The organism is Qipengyuania sp. B-5, from assembly GCF_056857815.1.
Genome location: NZ_JBSXNU010000037.1, coordinates 69,383 through 82,973, shown reverse-complemented (window position 1 = coordinate 82,973; position 13,591 = coordinate 69,383). Strand labels below are relative to the sequence as shown.

The 13,591-nt window shown below is 63.3% G+C and carries 14 protein-coding genes and 2 riboswitches; of the genes, 9 read left to right on the top strand and 5 right to left on the bottom strand.

Going from position 1 to position 13,591, the window contains the following annotated elements; all coding sequences use genetic code 11:
• Window positions 1-11: 11 nt before the first annotated feature.
• The 9 genes from AC13CE_RS05920 (at window position 12) to mmsB (ending at window position 7,959) form a co-directional block, all read left to right on the top strand.
• On the top strand, window positions 12-1,226 hold the full coding sequence (locus AC13CE_RS05920; RefSeq protein ID WP_482971846.1) for a DUF819 family protein: 1,215 nt from the start codon (window positions 12-14) through the stop codon (window positions 1,224-1,226).
• A 90-nt stretch (window positions 1,227-1,316) separates the two neighbouring features.
• Window positions 1,317-2,813, top strand: a complete 1,497-nt coding sequence (locus AC13CE_RS05915) for a CoA-acylating methylmalonate-semialdehyde dehydrogenase (protein ID WP_482971845.1) — start codon at window positions 1,317-1,319, stop codon at window positions 2,811-2,813.
• 28 nt (window positions 2,814-2,841) lie between these two features.
• Entirely contained in the window at window positions 2,842-3,327 is a 486-nt protein-coding gene (locus AC13CE_RS05910; RefSeq protein ID WP_482971844.1) for a hypothetical protein, read from the top strand.
• Window positions 3,328-3,338: 11 nt separating this feature from the next.
• On the top strand, window positions 3,339-3,635 hold the full coding sequence (locus AC13CE_RS05905) for an I78 family peptidase inhibitor (RefSeq protein ID WP_221537889.1): 297 nt from the start codon (window positions 3,339-3,341) through the stop codon (window positions 3,633-3,635).
• Window positions 3,632-4,021 (top strand): RidA family protein, encoded by a 390-nt coding sequence (locus AC13CE_RS05900; RefSeq protein ID WP_482971843.1) that lies wholly within the window; start codon window positions 3,632-3,634, stop codon window positions 4,019-4,021. Before AC13CE_RS05905 ends, AC13CE_RS05900 begins: the two co-directional genes overlap by 4 nt.
• 48 nt (window positions 4,022-4,069) lie before the next feature.
• Window positions 4,070-5,215, top strand: coding sequence for an acyl-CoA dehydrogenase family protein (locus AC13CE_RS05895; RefSeq protein ID WP_482971842.1), 1,146 nt, complete (start codon window positions 4,070-4,072; stop codon window positions 5,213-5,215).
• A gap of 11 nt (window positions 5,216-5,226) precedes the next feature.
• Complete coding sequence (locus AC13CE_RS05890) at window positions 5,227-6,273, top strand: enoyl-CoA hydratase/isomerase family protein (protein ID WP_482971841.1); 1,047 nt, start codon at window positions 5,227-5,229, stop codon at window positions 6,271-6,273.
• Window positions 6,270-7,052 carry an enoyl-CoA hydratase-related protein gene (locus tag AC13CE_RS05885; protein ID WP_482971840.1) on the top strand — a complete coding sequence of 261 codons (783 nt, stop codon included), beginning with the start codon at window positions 6,270-6,272 and terminating at the stop codon, window positions 7,050-7,052. The genes AC13CE_RS05890 and AC13CE_RS05885 overlap by 4 nt, the downstream gene beginning before the upstream one ends.
• Window positions 6,985-7,959 (top strand): 3-hydroxyisobutyrate dehydrogenase, encoded by a 975-nt coding sequence (gene mmsB, locus AC13CE_RS05880; protein WP_482971839.1) that lies wholly within the window; start codon window positions 6,985-6,987, stop codon window positions 7,957-7,959. The genes AC13CE_RS05885 and mmsB overlap by 68 nt, the downstream gene beginning before the upstream one ends.
• Here mmsB and AC13CE_RS05875 read toward each other — a convergent pair.
• The 5 genes from AC13CE_RS05875 to gcvT all read right to left on the bottom strand — a co-directional run bounded on the left by AC13CE_RS05875 (window position 7,946) and on the right by gcvT (window position 13,306).
• Window positions 7,946-8,671 (bottom strand): Nmad3 family putative nucleotide modification protein, encoded by a 726-nt coding sequence (locus AC13CE_RS05875; protein ID WP_482971838.1) that lies wholly within the window; start codon window positions 8,669-8,671, stop codon window positions 7,946-7,948. The two genes, mmsB and AC13CE_RS05875, sit on opposite strands and share 14 nt — an antisense overlap.
• Before the next feature lie 16 nt (window positions 8,672-8,687).
• Entirely contained in the window at window positions 8,688-10,295 is a 1,608-nt protein-coding gene (gcvPB, locus tag AC13CE_RS05870) for an aminomethyl-transferring glycine dehydrogenase subunit GcvPB (RefSeq protein WP_482971837.1), read from the bottom strand.
• Window positions 10,292-11,659 (bottom strand): aminomethyl-transferring glycine dehydrogenase subunit GcvPA, encoded by a 1,368-nt coding sequence (gene gcvPA, locus AC13CE_RS05865; RefSeq protein ID WP_482971836.1) that lies wholly within the window; start codon window positions 11,657-11,659, stop codon window positions 10,292-10,294. The genes gcvPB and gcvPA overlap by 4 nt, the downstream gene beginning before the upstream one ends.
• A 94-nt stretch (window positions 11,660-11,753) precedes the next feature.
• Window positions 11,754-12,125 (bottom strand): glycine cleavage system protein GcvH, encoded by a 372-nt coding sequence (gene gcvH / locus AC13CE_RS05860; protein WP_482971835.1) that lies wholly within the window; start codon window positions 12,123-12,125, stop codon window positions 11,754-11,756.
• Window positions 12,126-12,130: 5 nt separating this feature from the next.
• The gene (gcvT, locus tag AC13CE_RS05855; protein WP_482971834.1) at window positions 12,131-13,306 is read right to left on the bottom strand and encodes a glycine cleavage system aminomethyltransferase GcvT; all 1,176 of its coding nucleotides are present in this window, start codon (window positions 13,304-13,306) and stop codon (window positions 12,131-12,133) included.
• 52 nt (window positions 13,307-13,358) lie between these two features.
• Window positions 13,359-13,458, bottom strand: a riboswitch (glycine riboswitch).
• Window positions 13,459-13,554, bottom strand: a riboswitch (glycine riboswitch). It abuts the riboswitch before it with no gap.
• Window positions 13,555-13,591 lie beyond the last annotated feature (37 nt).

The following is a 13,591-nucleotide window of genomic DNA, read 5'->3' as shown; positions in this document are numbered from 1 at the left end:
ACGCTTACCCCATGATCACCGACGATCGTATCATCCTCGGCCTGCTGGCCGCATTGCTGGCCTTCGTATTCGCCACGCGCGACCGGCCGGGCTGGCAGCGTTTCTACGTCTTCGTGCCGATCATCCTCGTCTGCTATCTCGTGCCGTCACTCTTCGTGACGACCGGCCTGATCGACACGTCGGAAAGCCAGCTCTGGCCGATCGCCAAGGATTACTTCCTTCCCGCCGCGCTGTTCCTGATGACGCTCAGCATCGACATCAAGGGCATCCTCGGCCTCGGCAACAAGGCGATCATCATGTTCCTGACCGCCACGGTCGGGATCATCCTGGGCGGGCCGCTGGCCCTGTGGATCGTGGCGCAGTTCGATCCCACCGTGATCGGCTCGGGTGACACCGCCGCCTGGCGCGGGCTCGCGACGCTGGCGGGAAGCTGGATCGGTGGAGGCGCGAACCAGACTGCCATGCTTGAAGTCTATGGCTATCCACTGGAAGGTTTTGCCGCCCTGCTAGCAGTGGACATCATCGTGGCGGAAATCTGGATGATCTTCCTGCTCTATGGTGCCGGCGCGCATGAACGTGTCGATCGTTGGCTCGGTGCAGACAGTTCATCCATCGCACGGCTGCGTGACTCGATGGCGGACTACACCGCGAAAACAGAGCGGATCGCCACGGCCAACGACTATGTCCTGCTGTTCGGCGTCGCCTTCGCCGTGGTTGGGTTTTCGCATCTACTGGGCGGGTGGCTGGGCAATTTCTTCGCCGAATTGCAGGGCGAAGAGGCAACGCTGGCGAGCAGCTTCTTCTGGGTCGTGGTGATCTCCACAACGGCCGGTTTGCTGGCAAGCTTCACCCGCGCCCGCGAACTTGAGGGCATCGGTGCAAGCAAGTTCGGCGTGTTGTTCATCTTCCTGCTGGTGGCGGTCATCGGTACGCGGATGGATGTGACCAAGATCATGGATGCGCCAGTTTTCATGGCGATCGGGGCGATCTGGATGCTATTCCACATCATCCTGCTGCTGATCGTCGCCAAGATCATCAAGGCGCCGTTCTTCTTCGTCGCAGTGGGCAGCAAGGCGAATGTCGGCGGTGCTGCATCGGCACCGGTGGTGGCTGCGGCCTTCCATCCCGCCCTGGCCCCGGTCGGCGTGTTGCTGGCGGTGCTCGGTTATGCGTTGGGTACTTATGGCGCGATCCTGTGCGCGCAGATGATGGCAGCGGTCGGCTAGACGCAATCCTTCCCGGTTTCATTTGATACCGGTTGATTTCGGACCTCTCGCTTGCCAAGGCCGTTGGCAAGAAAAGAGAGGAATTTTTCCATGCGCCAGGTTGACCACTTCATCGCTGGCGGGGCCGGTGGCTCCGCCAATCGCACCCACCAGATCTGGAACCCGTCGACGGGCGAGGTCCAGGCCGAAGTCCCGCTGGGCGATGCTGCATTGCTGCAGAAAGCGGTCGATGCGGCCAAGAAGGTCCAGCCCGAATGGGCGGTGACCAACCCGCAGCGCCGTGCCCGCGTGATGTTCAAGTTCAAGGAACTGGTCGAAGCGAACAAGCAGGAACTCGCCGAACTGCTTTCGAGCGAGCACGGCAAGGTCGTCGACGATGCGCATGGCGACGTGCAGCGCGGCCTTGAGGTGATCGAATATGCCTGCGGCATCCCGCAGGCGCTGAAGGGCGAATACACGCAAGGCGCGGGGCCCGGTATCGACGTCTATTCGATGCGCCAGCCGCTCGGTATCGGTGCTGGCATCACCCCGTTCAACTTCCCGGCCATGATCCCGATGTGGATGTTCGGCATGGCGATCGCGGCTGGCAATGCCTTCATCCTGAAGCCTTCCGAGCGCGATCCCAGCGTGCCTGTGCGGCTTGCCGAACTGTTCCTCGAAGCGGGCGCTCCCGAAGGCCTGCTGCAGGTGGTCCACGGTGACAAGGAAATGGTCGATGCCATCCTCGACCATCCCGATATCCCGGCGATCAGTTTCGTCGGCTCATCCGACATCGCGCAATATATTTACTCACGCGGCACGGCCAACGCCAAGCGCGTGCAAGCCTTCGGCGGGGCGAAGAACCACGGCATCGTCATGCCCGATGCCGATCTAGACCAGGTGGTGAACGATCTTGCCGGGGCCGCTTTCGGTTCTGCAGGCGAGCGCTGCATGGCGCTCCCCGTCGTCGTCCCGGTTGGTGAGGACACCGCCGATAAGCTGCGCGAGAAGCTGATCCCTGCTATCAACGGCCTGCGGGTAGGTGTCTCGAACGACCCGGATGCGCATTACGGCCCCGTCGTCACCCCCGAACACAAGGCGCGCGTCGAAGGCTGGATCGACACCGCCGAGAAGGAAGGCGCCGAGGTCGTGATCGACGGGCGCGGCTTCAGCCTGCAGGGCCATGAAAAGGGCTTTTTCGTCGGCCCGACCCTGCTCGACCGGGTCACCACCGACATGGAAAGCTACAAGGAAGAAATCTTCGGCCCCGTCCTCCAGATCGTGCGCGCCAAGGATTTCGAGGAGGCCGTGCGCCTGCCGAGCGAGCACCAGTACGGCAATGGCGTCGCCATCTTCACCCGCAACGGCCATGCGGCTCGCGAATTCGCGAGCCGCGTCAATGTCGGCATGGTCGGCATCAACGTGCCGATCCCGGTTCCGGTGAGCTACCACAGCTTCGGCGGCTGGAAGCGCAGCGGCTTCGGCGACATCGACCAATATGGCATGGAAGGCCTGAAGTTCTGGACCAAGGCCAAGAAGGTCACCCAGCGCTGGCCCGACGGCGGCGGCGATGGCTCGAACGCTTTCGTCATTCCGACGATGGGATAGGATTTCGGTGCGGAGCGTTGGAGACAGCATGAAACAGCTCAACCTTCTCCGCTCCGCCCTACCCCTCACGCTTCTCGCCCTTGCGGCATGCGCTGAACCGATCGAAGACAGGCCCGAGACCGAAGAGACGATGATGCCCGTCGAACCCGATGGCGGCATCGGAGACGGTGCGACGCCGCCCGCCGATATGGTAGATGGCGATATCCCCGGCAGCCTCCATGGACGATGGGGCCTCGTTCCTGCCGATTGCACCTCCGACCGCGGCGATGCGAAGGGTCTGATCAATATCGATGCCGAGGGCATCCAGTTCTACGAATCGCGCGGCGTGGTAGATACCGTGGAAACCAGCGAACCCGGCCAGTTCAGGGCCACCTATGCTTTCACCGGCGAAGGTATGGAATGGACCCGCGACATGGAGCTCAGCCTGTCGGAAGACGGCACGCAACTGGTCCGCAGCGAATATGGCGAAGATGCGCTGGCCGAGCCGCTGACCTACACCAAATGCCCTGCCTGAGGAGAATAAGCATGAAGACGATCCTGTTGGCCGCCGCCACCATCCCGCTGGCCGCCTGCGCCACCGCCTATGGCGAAGACACTCCCTCTCCCCCCTCTGCAGGTGGCACGTGCAATGCCGAAGCGGCGCAGTCATACGTGGGTAGTGAAGCGACACCGGAAGCCGGCGCGGCAATACTCGAGGAAAGCGGGGCGCGCACTCTTCGCTGGGGGCCGCCCAATTCGGCCTGGACCATGGATTACCGCCAGGACCGCGTGAATGTCCGCTATGACGAAGGCATGACGATCACCGAGATAACCTGCGGGTGAGCACACGCCGCCATGCCTTCACCGGCTCTCCCTACGAAACGAAGTTCGGGTTCGCCCGGGCAGTTCGCGAGGGCGACCGGATCATCGTTGCTGGCACCGGCCCGGTAGAGGACGACGGCTCCTCCACGCCGGGCGGTGCCGCCGCACAGGCCGAGCGCTGTTTCACGCTGATCCTGAAGGTAATCGAGGAACTGGGCGGCACACGAGACGACATCGTGCGCACCCGCATGTTCCTGACCGATTTCGACGATCAGGAAGAGGTGGGCAAAGTCCATGCGCGCTTCTTCGGAGAGGTGCAGCCCGCCGCAACTATGGTCGGCTGCGCATGGCTTTGCCGCAAGGAATGGAAAGTCGAAATCGAAGCCGAGGCAATCGTTCGCGGCTGACCCCGCGGCCCCCTTCCCATCACCCGTCCACAGGGCTAGAGCGCAGCCATGACAGGACAATTCCAGCTTACCGAAGAGCAGCTGCAGATCCAGGAAATGGCGCAGCGCTTCACTGCCGACAACATCACCCCGCATGCTGCGGAGTGGGACGAGAAATCGCACTTTCCGCGCGACGTGATCAAACAAAGCGCCGAACTCGGCTTCGGTGCGATCTACGTCTCCGAAGAAAGCGGCGGCATCGGCCTCGGCCGGCTCGAGGCAGCACTGATCATGGAAGCCATGGCATACGGCTGCCCCGCGACCAGCGCCTATATATCGATCCACAACATGGCCGCCTGGATGATCGACCAGTTCGGAGGCGCGGAGGTGAAGGAGAAATATCTTCCCGACCTCGTCACAATGGAAAAGATCGCCAGCTATGCACTGACCGAACCGGGTAGCGGCTCCGATGCTGCGGGCCTCAAGACGAGCGCGAAGCTGGATGGCGATCATTATGTGCTCAATGGCACCAAGCAGTTCATTTCGGGCGGCGGTTTCAACGACGTCTATGTCACCATGGTCCGCACTTCCGACCACAAGACCAGGGGCATAACCTGCCTGGTGATCGACAAGGACACGCCCGGCGTTTCTTTCGGCAAGCCTGAAAAGAAGCTGGGCTGGAACGCCAGCCCCACCGCGCAGGTGATCTTCGAAGATGCCCGTGTTCCGGTCGCCAACCGCGTGGGCGATGAAGGCGAAGGTTTCCGCTTTGCCATGATGGGCCTCGACGGCGGCCGTCTCAATATCGGTGCCTGCTCCCTCGGCGGGGCGCAGCGCTGTCTCGACGAGGCGGTGGCCTATACCAAGGACCGCAAGCAGTTCGACACACCCATCGCCGACTTCCAGAACACGCAGTTCATGCTCGCCGACATGGCGACCGATCTGGAGGCTGCACGCGCTCTGCTCTATCTTGCCGCGGCGAAGGTCACAGACAATGCGCCCGACAAGAGCAAGTTCTCCGCCATGGCCAAGCGCCTTGCCACCGATAGCGGCAGCAAGATCGTCAACGACGCGCTGCAGCTCTTCGGCGGGTACGGCTACTTGCGTGAATATCCGATCGAGCGGTTCTGGCGCGACCTGCGAGTCCACTCGATCCTCGAAGGCACGAACCAGGTCATGCGAATGATCGTGGGCCGCGACCTGCTGCGTCAGTAAGCGAGAGTAACATGACCGACGAAGTGAATATCCATGCGCATGGCCGCACCGGCCATATCTCGCTGAACCGCCCCAAGGCTCTCCACGCGCTTACGCTCGACATGTGCCACGCGATGAGCGCTGCGCTGACGGAGTGGGGCGCAAGCGGCCAGGTCGAGGCCGTGATCCTCGACCATGCCGAAGGACGCGGGTTCTGCGCCGGGGGCGACATCAACCTGCTGCGCCATTCCGCACTCAACGATGGCGGGAAGAGCGGCCGCGAATTCTTCCACGACGAATACCAGCTCAACCACCAGATGATGACCTATAACAAGCCCATTGTGGCCTTCATGGACGGCATCACCATGGGTGGCGGCGTGGGCATCGCCCTGCCGTGCAAATATCGCGTCGCGACAGAACACACGCGCTTCGCCATGCCCGAAACAGGTATCGGCCTGTTCCCCGACGTGGGCGGTGGCTGGCACCTTTCGCGCCTCGGCGGCCGGCTCGGCCAGTTCCTTGCCTTGACCGGCGCACGGCTCGACGGGGCGGAGTGCGTCTGGGCGGGCATCGCCACGCATTACCTGCCGACGGAAAAGCTGGCCGAAGCCAAGGCTCGCATCACCGAGCATCCGGACCGCATCTCGGGCATCCTCTCGGAACTCTCCGTGTCCCCGCCCGAAGCGCGGATCGAAGCCAATTTCGATGCCATCAAGAAGCACTTCGCCTCCGATCGCTACGAGGACATCCTCGCCAGCCTCGAGGCGGACGACAGCGAATGGGCGGCGAAGGAACTCGCCACCCTGCGCTCCAAGAGCCCGCAGACCTGCAAGGTGGCACTGCGCCAGCTGGCGGAGAGCGAGAAGCTGGACAGCTTCGCCGACAACATGCGCATGGAATACCGCATCGCCAGTCGCGTGCTGACCCGCCCGGATTTTTCCGAAGGCGTGCGCGCGGTGATCGTGGACAAGACGAACGACCCCCAATGGGATCCGGCAACGCCCGAGGGCGTGAGCGACGAACTGCTCGACAGCATCTTCGCCCCGCTTCCCGCTGACGAGGAATGGAAACCCCTATGAGCTACGAAACCATCACCGTCGAACAACGTGACGCGGTTACGCTGATCACCCTGAACCGCCCCAAGGCGCTGAATGCTTTGAACAGCACGGTTCTCGAAGAACTGATTCACGCCTTCGCCGCCTATCAAGCGGACGACAGCCAGCTTTGCGCAGTTCTGACCGGATCGGGCGACAAGGCCTTTGCCGCCGGTGCCGACATCAAGGAAATGAGCGAGAAGGACGCTGCGGACTTCTACCTCGAGGATTTCTTCGCCCCCTGGACCAGCGAGATCGTCAAGAAAACCCGCAAGCCGTGGATCGCCGCAGTCAACGGCTTCGCGCTCGGCGGTGGGTGCGAACTGGCGATGATGGCGGACTTCATCATCGCATCCGAAAACGCCAAATTCGGCCAGCCCGAGATCAAGCTCGGCGTCGCGCCGGGCATGGGCGGATCGCAGCGCCTTACAAAGGCGGTGGGCAAGTCGAAGGCGATGGAGATGTGCCTGACAGGCCGGATGATGGATGCCGAGGAAGCCGAACGCAGCAACCTCGTCGCCCGCGTCGTGCCGCATGACAGCCTGCTCGACGAGGCGATGAAAACCGCCGCGCAGATCGCCTCGATGCCGCCGATGGCCGCAATCGCGAACAAGGAAATGGTCAATGCCGCTTTCGAAACCAGCCTCGACCAGGGCCTGATCATCGAGCGCCGCATCTTCCAGATCCTCGCCGCGAGTGAGGACAAGAAGGAAGGCATGGCCGCCTTCGTCGAAAAGCGCGAAGGCAAGTGGAAGGGGCGCTGAGCCCCTCCCCTTCGAACACGAGAATACGCGGAGAGAGAACATGAAAATCGCCTTCATCGGCCTCGGAAACATGGGCGGCGGAATGGCCGCGAACCTCGTCAAGGCGGGGCACGAGGTGAACGCCTTCGACCTTGCCGATGAAGCGCTTCATACAGCCGCTGAACACGGGTGCACAACGTTCGACGATGCCGGCGCGGCATGCCAAGGTGTAGATGCAGTGGTGACGATGCTGCCCAATGGCGCAATCGTGAAGTCGGTCTATAAAGAAAGCGTCATCGGTCACGCCCCTGCAGGTGCTGTCCTGATCGACTGCTCGACCATCGACGTTGCTACCGCCAGGGAAGTGATCTCTAACGCCGAGGCTGCTGGGTACGACATGGTCGACGCCCCCGTTTCGGGCGGGATCGCAGCGGCGAATGGCGGCACCCTGACCTTCATGGTCGGCGGAACCGACAAGGCCTTCAAGCGCGCCGAGGAAGTGCTTCAGGCGATGGGCAAGGCGGTGATCCATGCGGGCGATGCGGGCGCGGGGCAGACCGCGAAGATCTGCAATAACATGCTGCTCGCCATCTCGATGATCGGCACGGCAGAAGCCATGAAAATGGCCGAAAAGCTCGGCCTCGATCCGCAGAAATTCTACGAGATTTCCAGCCAGTCCTCGGGATACTGCTGGTCGCTCAATGCCTATACGCCGATGCCTGGAGTCGGTGTCGAAAGCCCGGCGGACAACGAATACAAGGGCGGCTTCGCCACCGCGCTGATGCTGAAAGACCTGCGCCTCGCGATGGATGCGGCGAAAGATGTCGATGCGAAAACCGTGCTCGGCGCCAAGGCTGCGGAAATCTACGAGGCACTAGCCGAGGAGCATGGGGGGCTCGACTTCTCCTCAGTCATCAAGACCCTCTGAGTTCGCGCATCACCCGCGCGAGCCATTCGCGCGGGGGCTGACGCCTGCCCACATCGGCCACGAATTCCTGGCCGCGCGCCACGCTCTTCAGCCGCCCGTTGCCGAGCCAACGCTCGGGACGGTCGTGATAGGATAACCCTCCCCGCTTCAGCCAGTCGGGCCGCTTCCACAGCGATGGCGGCCCGCCCGGAACGGTGAGGCGCAAGTCCTCGCTCGCCCGCGCAGCCGTGCCGCCCGGTCCGATATAGATGCAGTCGTTGGGGCCATGCATTTCCAGCGCATGCGGGTGGTTCGCTTCGGCCAGCCAGGCGGGCACTCCGCGCGCGAGGTGAACGGTCTCGGCGACCTCCATCCACCCGAAGATCCGGTGGTGCAGTTCGCCGCTCTCCTCCTCGCGGAACAGGCCGAAAAAGAGGAATACATCGCCCTTTCCCACGCCGCGATTGGCAAGGTGGGTCTGCGCCGCACCGACCTGTCCGAAGAGACAGGTTCCGTCATCGCGGAACATGGGATCATGGTGGCAGAGATCGTCCGCGCCAAGTTTGCCGCGACTGGCCGCGGCCGCATGGTCCCCAAGCCCCAGATCGCGGTAGCTGGTGCGCGACGCAGCGCCTGCCGGGATCGGCAGGCTCAACGGCCTGCCGTCCACGATCGGCGAAGGTCCGCCGCCCGAAGCGCTATCGAAGCCCTTGCGGCTGAAGACGATCTTCATGGCCGCGGGCCCGCGCTTACCGTCCGCCCTGCTCGCTCATGCTCGGCGCACCGCCGGGAGGGTTGGGTTCTTCCCAGGCGAGGATCGGCTTGCGTGCCGCCAGCGTCTCGTCGAGGCGGCGACGCGGGGCATAATGCGGTGCGGTCTTGAGACTTTCGTCGCCTGCCTTCGCCCGCTCCGCCACGCTGCGCAGCGCGCCGATGAACTGGTCCAGCGCCGCCTTGCTCTCGGTCTCGGTCGGCTCGACCAGCATCGCGCCATGCACCACCAGCGGGAAGTACATGGTCATCGGATGGTAGCCCTCGTCGATCAGCGCCTTGGCGAGGTCGAGCGTCGAGACGTCCCCGGCGAAACCCTTATCTCCGAACAGCGCCTCGTGCATGCACGGCCCGCTGTGGCCGAAGGGCGCATGGAGCACGTCTTCGAGGCTGCGCAGGATGTAATTGGCGTTGAGCACCGCATCCTCGGCCACCTGCCTGAGACCGTCCGCACCGTGGCTGAGGATATAGGCCAGCGCACGGGTGAACATGCCCATCTGCCCGTGGAAGGCGGTCATGCGGCCGAAGGCCTTTGTATGCTCGAACTCGGCTGCGTTCTCTTCCTCGACGAGGTGGACCACGCCGTCTTTCGTCCGCGCCGTGAAGGGCAGCGGGCCATAAGGCGAAAGCGCTTCGGACAGCACCACCGGCCCCGAACCCGGACCGCCGCCGCCATGCGGGGTAGAGAAGGTCTTGTGCAGGTTGATGTGCATCGCGTCGACACCGAGGTCGCCCGGGCGCACCTTGCCGACGATGGCGTTGAAATTGGCCCCGTCGCAATAGACGAAACCGCCCGCTTCATGGACCGCGTCGGAGATCGCTTTCATGTCGCGCTCGAACAGTCCGCAGGTGTTCGGGTTGGTGATCATCACGCCCGCCACGTCCGGGCCCAGCCGCGCCTTGAGCGCTTCCAGATCGACCCGCCCATCGGCATTGGCGGGAATGTCCTCCACCCGGTAACCGGCAAAGGCCGCAGTCGCCGGGTTGGTGCCGTGCGCGCTTTCGGGGACGAGGATAACCTCGCGGGCATCGCCGCGGGCTTCCAGCGCAGCGCGGATGCAGAGAATTCCGCACAGCTCGCCATGCGCGCCCGCCTTGGGGCTCATCGCCACGCCGTGCATCCCGGTCAGCTCGATCAGCCAGTGCGCCAGTTCGTTCACGACCTCCAGCGCGCCGCGCACCGTGTCGACCGGCTGCAACGGGTGGACATCGGCAAAGCCGGGCATGCGCGCGACCTTCTCGTTCAGCCGCGGATTGTGCTTCATCGTGCACGAACCGAGCGGGAAGAGGCCGAGGTCGATGGCGTAGTTCTGGCGCGAAAGGCGCGTGTAGTGGCGGATCGTTTCGGGTTCGGAAAGACCGGGCAGGCCGATTTTCCCGCTGCGGTCGAGCCCGCCGAGGCGGTTCGAGCCGGACTGCGGTTCGGGCAGGTCGACACCGGTGGTCTCGGTCGAGCCGATCTCGAAGATCAGCGGCTCCTCCAGCATCAGTGCGCGGTTGCCGGTGACGGTATCGGGACCGGCCATGGCGTTGTGATCCTGCACAGGCGTGCCGGGCTTCCAGCCGGATGCGTTGGGCGCGCTCATGCCAGCACCTCCTCGAGAGCCAAGGCAAGGGTTTCAATATCCTCCTCGGTCGTGGTTTCGGTGACCGCGACGATCAGCCCGTCGGCGAGGTCGGCGTGGTCGGGGAACAGGCGGCCGAGCGAGACCCCTGCAAGCACATCCTGCTTGGCCAGCTTGCGCACGACGGCACGCGCATCGGTACCGAGGCGGATGGTGAATTCGTTGAAGAAGCTGTCGTTGAGCACCGAAACGCCCGGCACCTTGGCCAGCCGGTCGGCGGCGATGCAGGCGAGACGGTGGTTCTCCATCGCCAAGCGGCGCAGCCCGGCTTCGCCCAGCAGCGTCATGTGAACGCTGAATGCCAGCGCGCAGAGGCCCGAATTGGTGCAGATGTTGCTGGTCGCCTTTTCTCGGCGGATATGCTGCTCGCGAGTGGAGAGCGTCAGCACATAGCCCCGCTTGCCCTCGGCATCCTGCGTTTCGCCGCACAGGCGGCCCGGCATCATGCGGACATGCTTGGGATCGCGCACGGCAAAGAGGCCGAGATACGGACCGCCGAACTGCAGGCCGACGCCGATCGACTGGCCCTCGCCCACGACGATATCCGCGCCCATCTCACCGGGCGACTTCAGCGCGCCCAGAGCGACCGGTTCGGTATTCACGACGATCAGAAGCGCGCCCTTGGCATGGGCTGCCTCTGCTATGGGAGCAAGGTCGGTCACGCGACCAAGAATGTCCGGATATTGCACAACGACCGAGGCGGTATCCTCGTCGATGCGCGCGATCAGGCCTTCATTGTCAGGTTCTGCCTGCATGGCGGGCCTGGCATGTGCGATCTCGTCGTCGGTGAACTTCGCCATGGTCTTCACGACCTCCGCATAATGCGGATGCAGCGCGCCGGAGAGCACCACCTTGCGTTTCTTGCCGCGCGCGATGCGGCCAGCCATCGCCACCGCTTCCCAGCACGCGGTCGAACCATCGTACATGCTCGCATTGGCCACCGCGCAGCCATAGAGATGCGCGACCTGGCTCTGGAATTCGAACAGCATCTGCAGCGTGCCCTGCGCGATTTCCGGCTGGTAGGGCGTGTATGCGGTCAGGAACTCGCCGCGCTGGATGATGTGATCGACGCTGGCAGGGACGTGATGCTTGTAAGCGCCCGCACCGAGGAAGAAGGCGGCATCGGCGGCCGCAAGGTTCTTCTTCGACAGCCGCCGCATATGCTTTTCGACGGCCATCTCGCTGGCGTGCATCGGCAGGCCATGGATCGGACCGTCGAGCCGGGCTTCCTCCGGCACATCGACGAACAGGGCGTCCACATCGGACGCACCGATTTTCTCGAGCATTTCCGAGCGGTCGGCATCGGTCAGGGGAAGGTAGCGCATTTCAAAATCCCGTCATCCCAGCGAAAGCTGGGATCTGGTGCAGCAAAGTCCGACCATGCGGACAGCGATCCCAGCTTCCGCCGGGATGACGAAGTTACAACCCGTCGCAGAAGCTCTTGTAGGCCTTGTCGTCCATCAGGCCTTCGAGTTCGGACTTGTCGGAGACGGTCATCTTGAAGAACCAGCCGTCTTCTTCGGGCGAGGAGTTGACCAGGGCCGGATCGTCATCGAGGCTTTCGTTCACCTCAACCACTTCGCCTGAAAGAGGCGCGTAGACATCGCTTGCCGCCTTGACGCTTTCGACCACGGCGGCATCCTTGCCCTTCTCGACCATAGTGCCGACTTCGGGCAGTTCCACGAAGACGATGTCGCCAAGCTGGCCTTGCGCGTAATCGGTGATGCCGACCGTGGCGGTATCGCCTTCGAGGTCGATCCATTCATGCTCATCGGTGAAATAACGGGCCATCTCTCTCACTTTCCTCTGTGATAGCGGTGGGGGACGAAGGGCATGCTGGCGACCTTCGCGGACAATCTCTTGTTACGAACCTCGACTTCGAGTTCGGTTCCTTCATCGGCGAGCGCGGTGTCGATATAGGCCATGGCGATCGGCCGTTCGAGCGTGGGCGAAAACCCGCCGCTGGTGACGCGGCCGACCTGCTTTTCGCCAGAATAGACGAGCGCACCCTCGCGCGCAGGCAAGCGGCCGTCGATCGCCAAGCCGACGCGTTTTTGCGCGGGACCATCGGCGAGCACCTTGGCCACCGCTTCATGCCCCATCCAGCCCCCGTCCTCGCGGCGCTTCTTGGTGAGCGCGAAGAGGAGATCGGCAGAAACCGGATCTGTTTTTTCGGTGATGTCGTGGCCGTAGAGCGGAAGGCCCGCTTCCAGACGCAGGCTGTCTCGCGCACCGAGGCCGATGGGACGCACCTCGATTTCAGCACAGAGACGGTCGCAGAGGCTTTCGGCAAACTCGGCGGGAACCGAGATTTCGAAACCATCCTCTCCGGTATATCCCGAGCGGGTGATGCGAAGCGGCCACTCGCCGAAGTCGTGGACGAGCGAATCCATGAAGACCATGTCGTCGATGACATTGCGCATCACGCGATTGAGGGCGGTGGCGGCGTTCGGACCCTGCAGCGCGATCAGCGCATGCTCGTCCATGTGAGTGAGAGTGACGTCGTCATCGAGATGTTCGCGCAAATGGGCGATATCGTCCCACTTCATCGCACCGTTCACCACGAGATAGTAGGCCGGCACTCCCCAGTGGCCCTCGGTACCTTCTTCCTCGTCACCCTCGATCCATGGCGTCGCATTGGTGACCATCAGATCGTCGAGGATGCCGCCGTCTTCGGCCATCAGCAGCGAATAGCGCGTGCGCCCGGGCTTGAGCGAGGCGATCGCGCCGGGAAGCAGCTTTTCCAGTTCCTCGGCAGCCTTCTCGCCGGTCACCATGAGCTGGCCCATGTGGCTGACATCGAACAGGCCCGCCTGGTCACGCGTCCAATTATGCTCGGCAACGATGCCATCATACTGGATCGGCATTTCGTAACCGGCAAACGGGACCATGCGCGCGCCCTTGCCGCGATGCCATGCATCGAGCGGCAGAGTGCCGATTTCGTCCTCAAAGGTTTCGTTTTCTTCGCTCAAGTCCCGTCCTTCAAAAGCATGGGTGCGCCCGTCGCCGTGCGCCAAACCAACCCATGCCCCCTCTGTCGGGAAACCTGAGAGACTGACACGCCAGTTAGCGCGCTTACCCCTTCGGTGGCCGCCTGATCGGGCGACGCTTTCCAGAGTGTCGATGGCAGCGCACGGTCCATGTGCCTGAGAGTTTCCGGGGCGGTTGCTCCTTCGGCGCTATGCGGGTCTTCCCGCAGAGTCTCTCCCGTGCGCGCCCGCTGCAGAATCGCTCCTGAAGCCGACGCAAATGCCCTG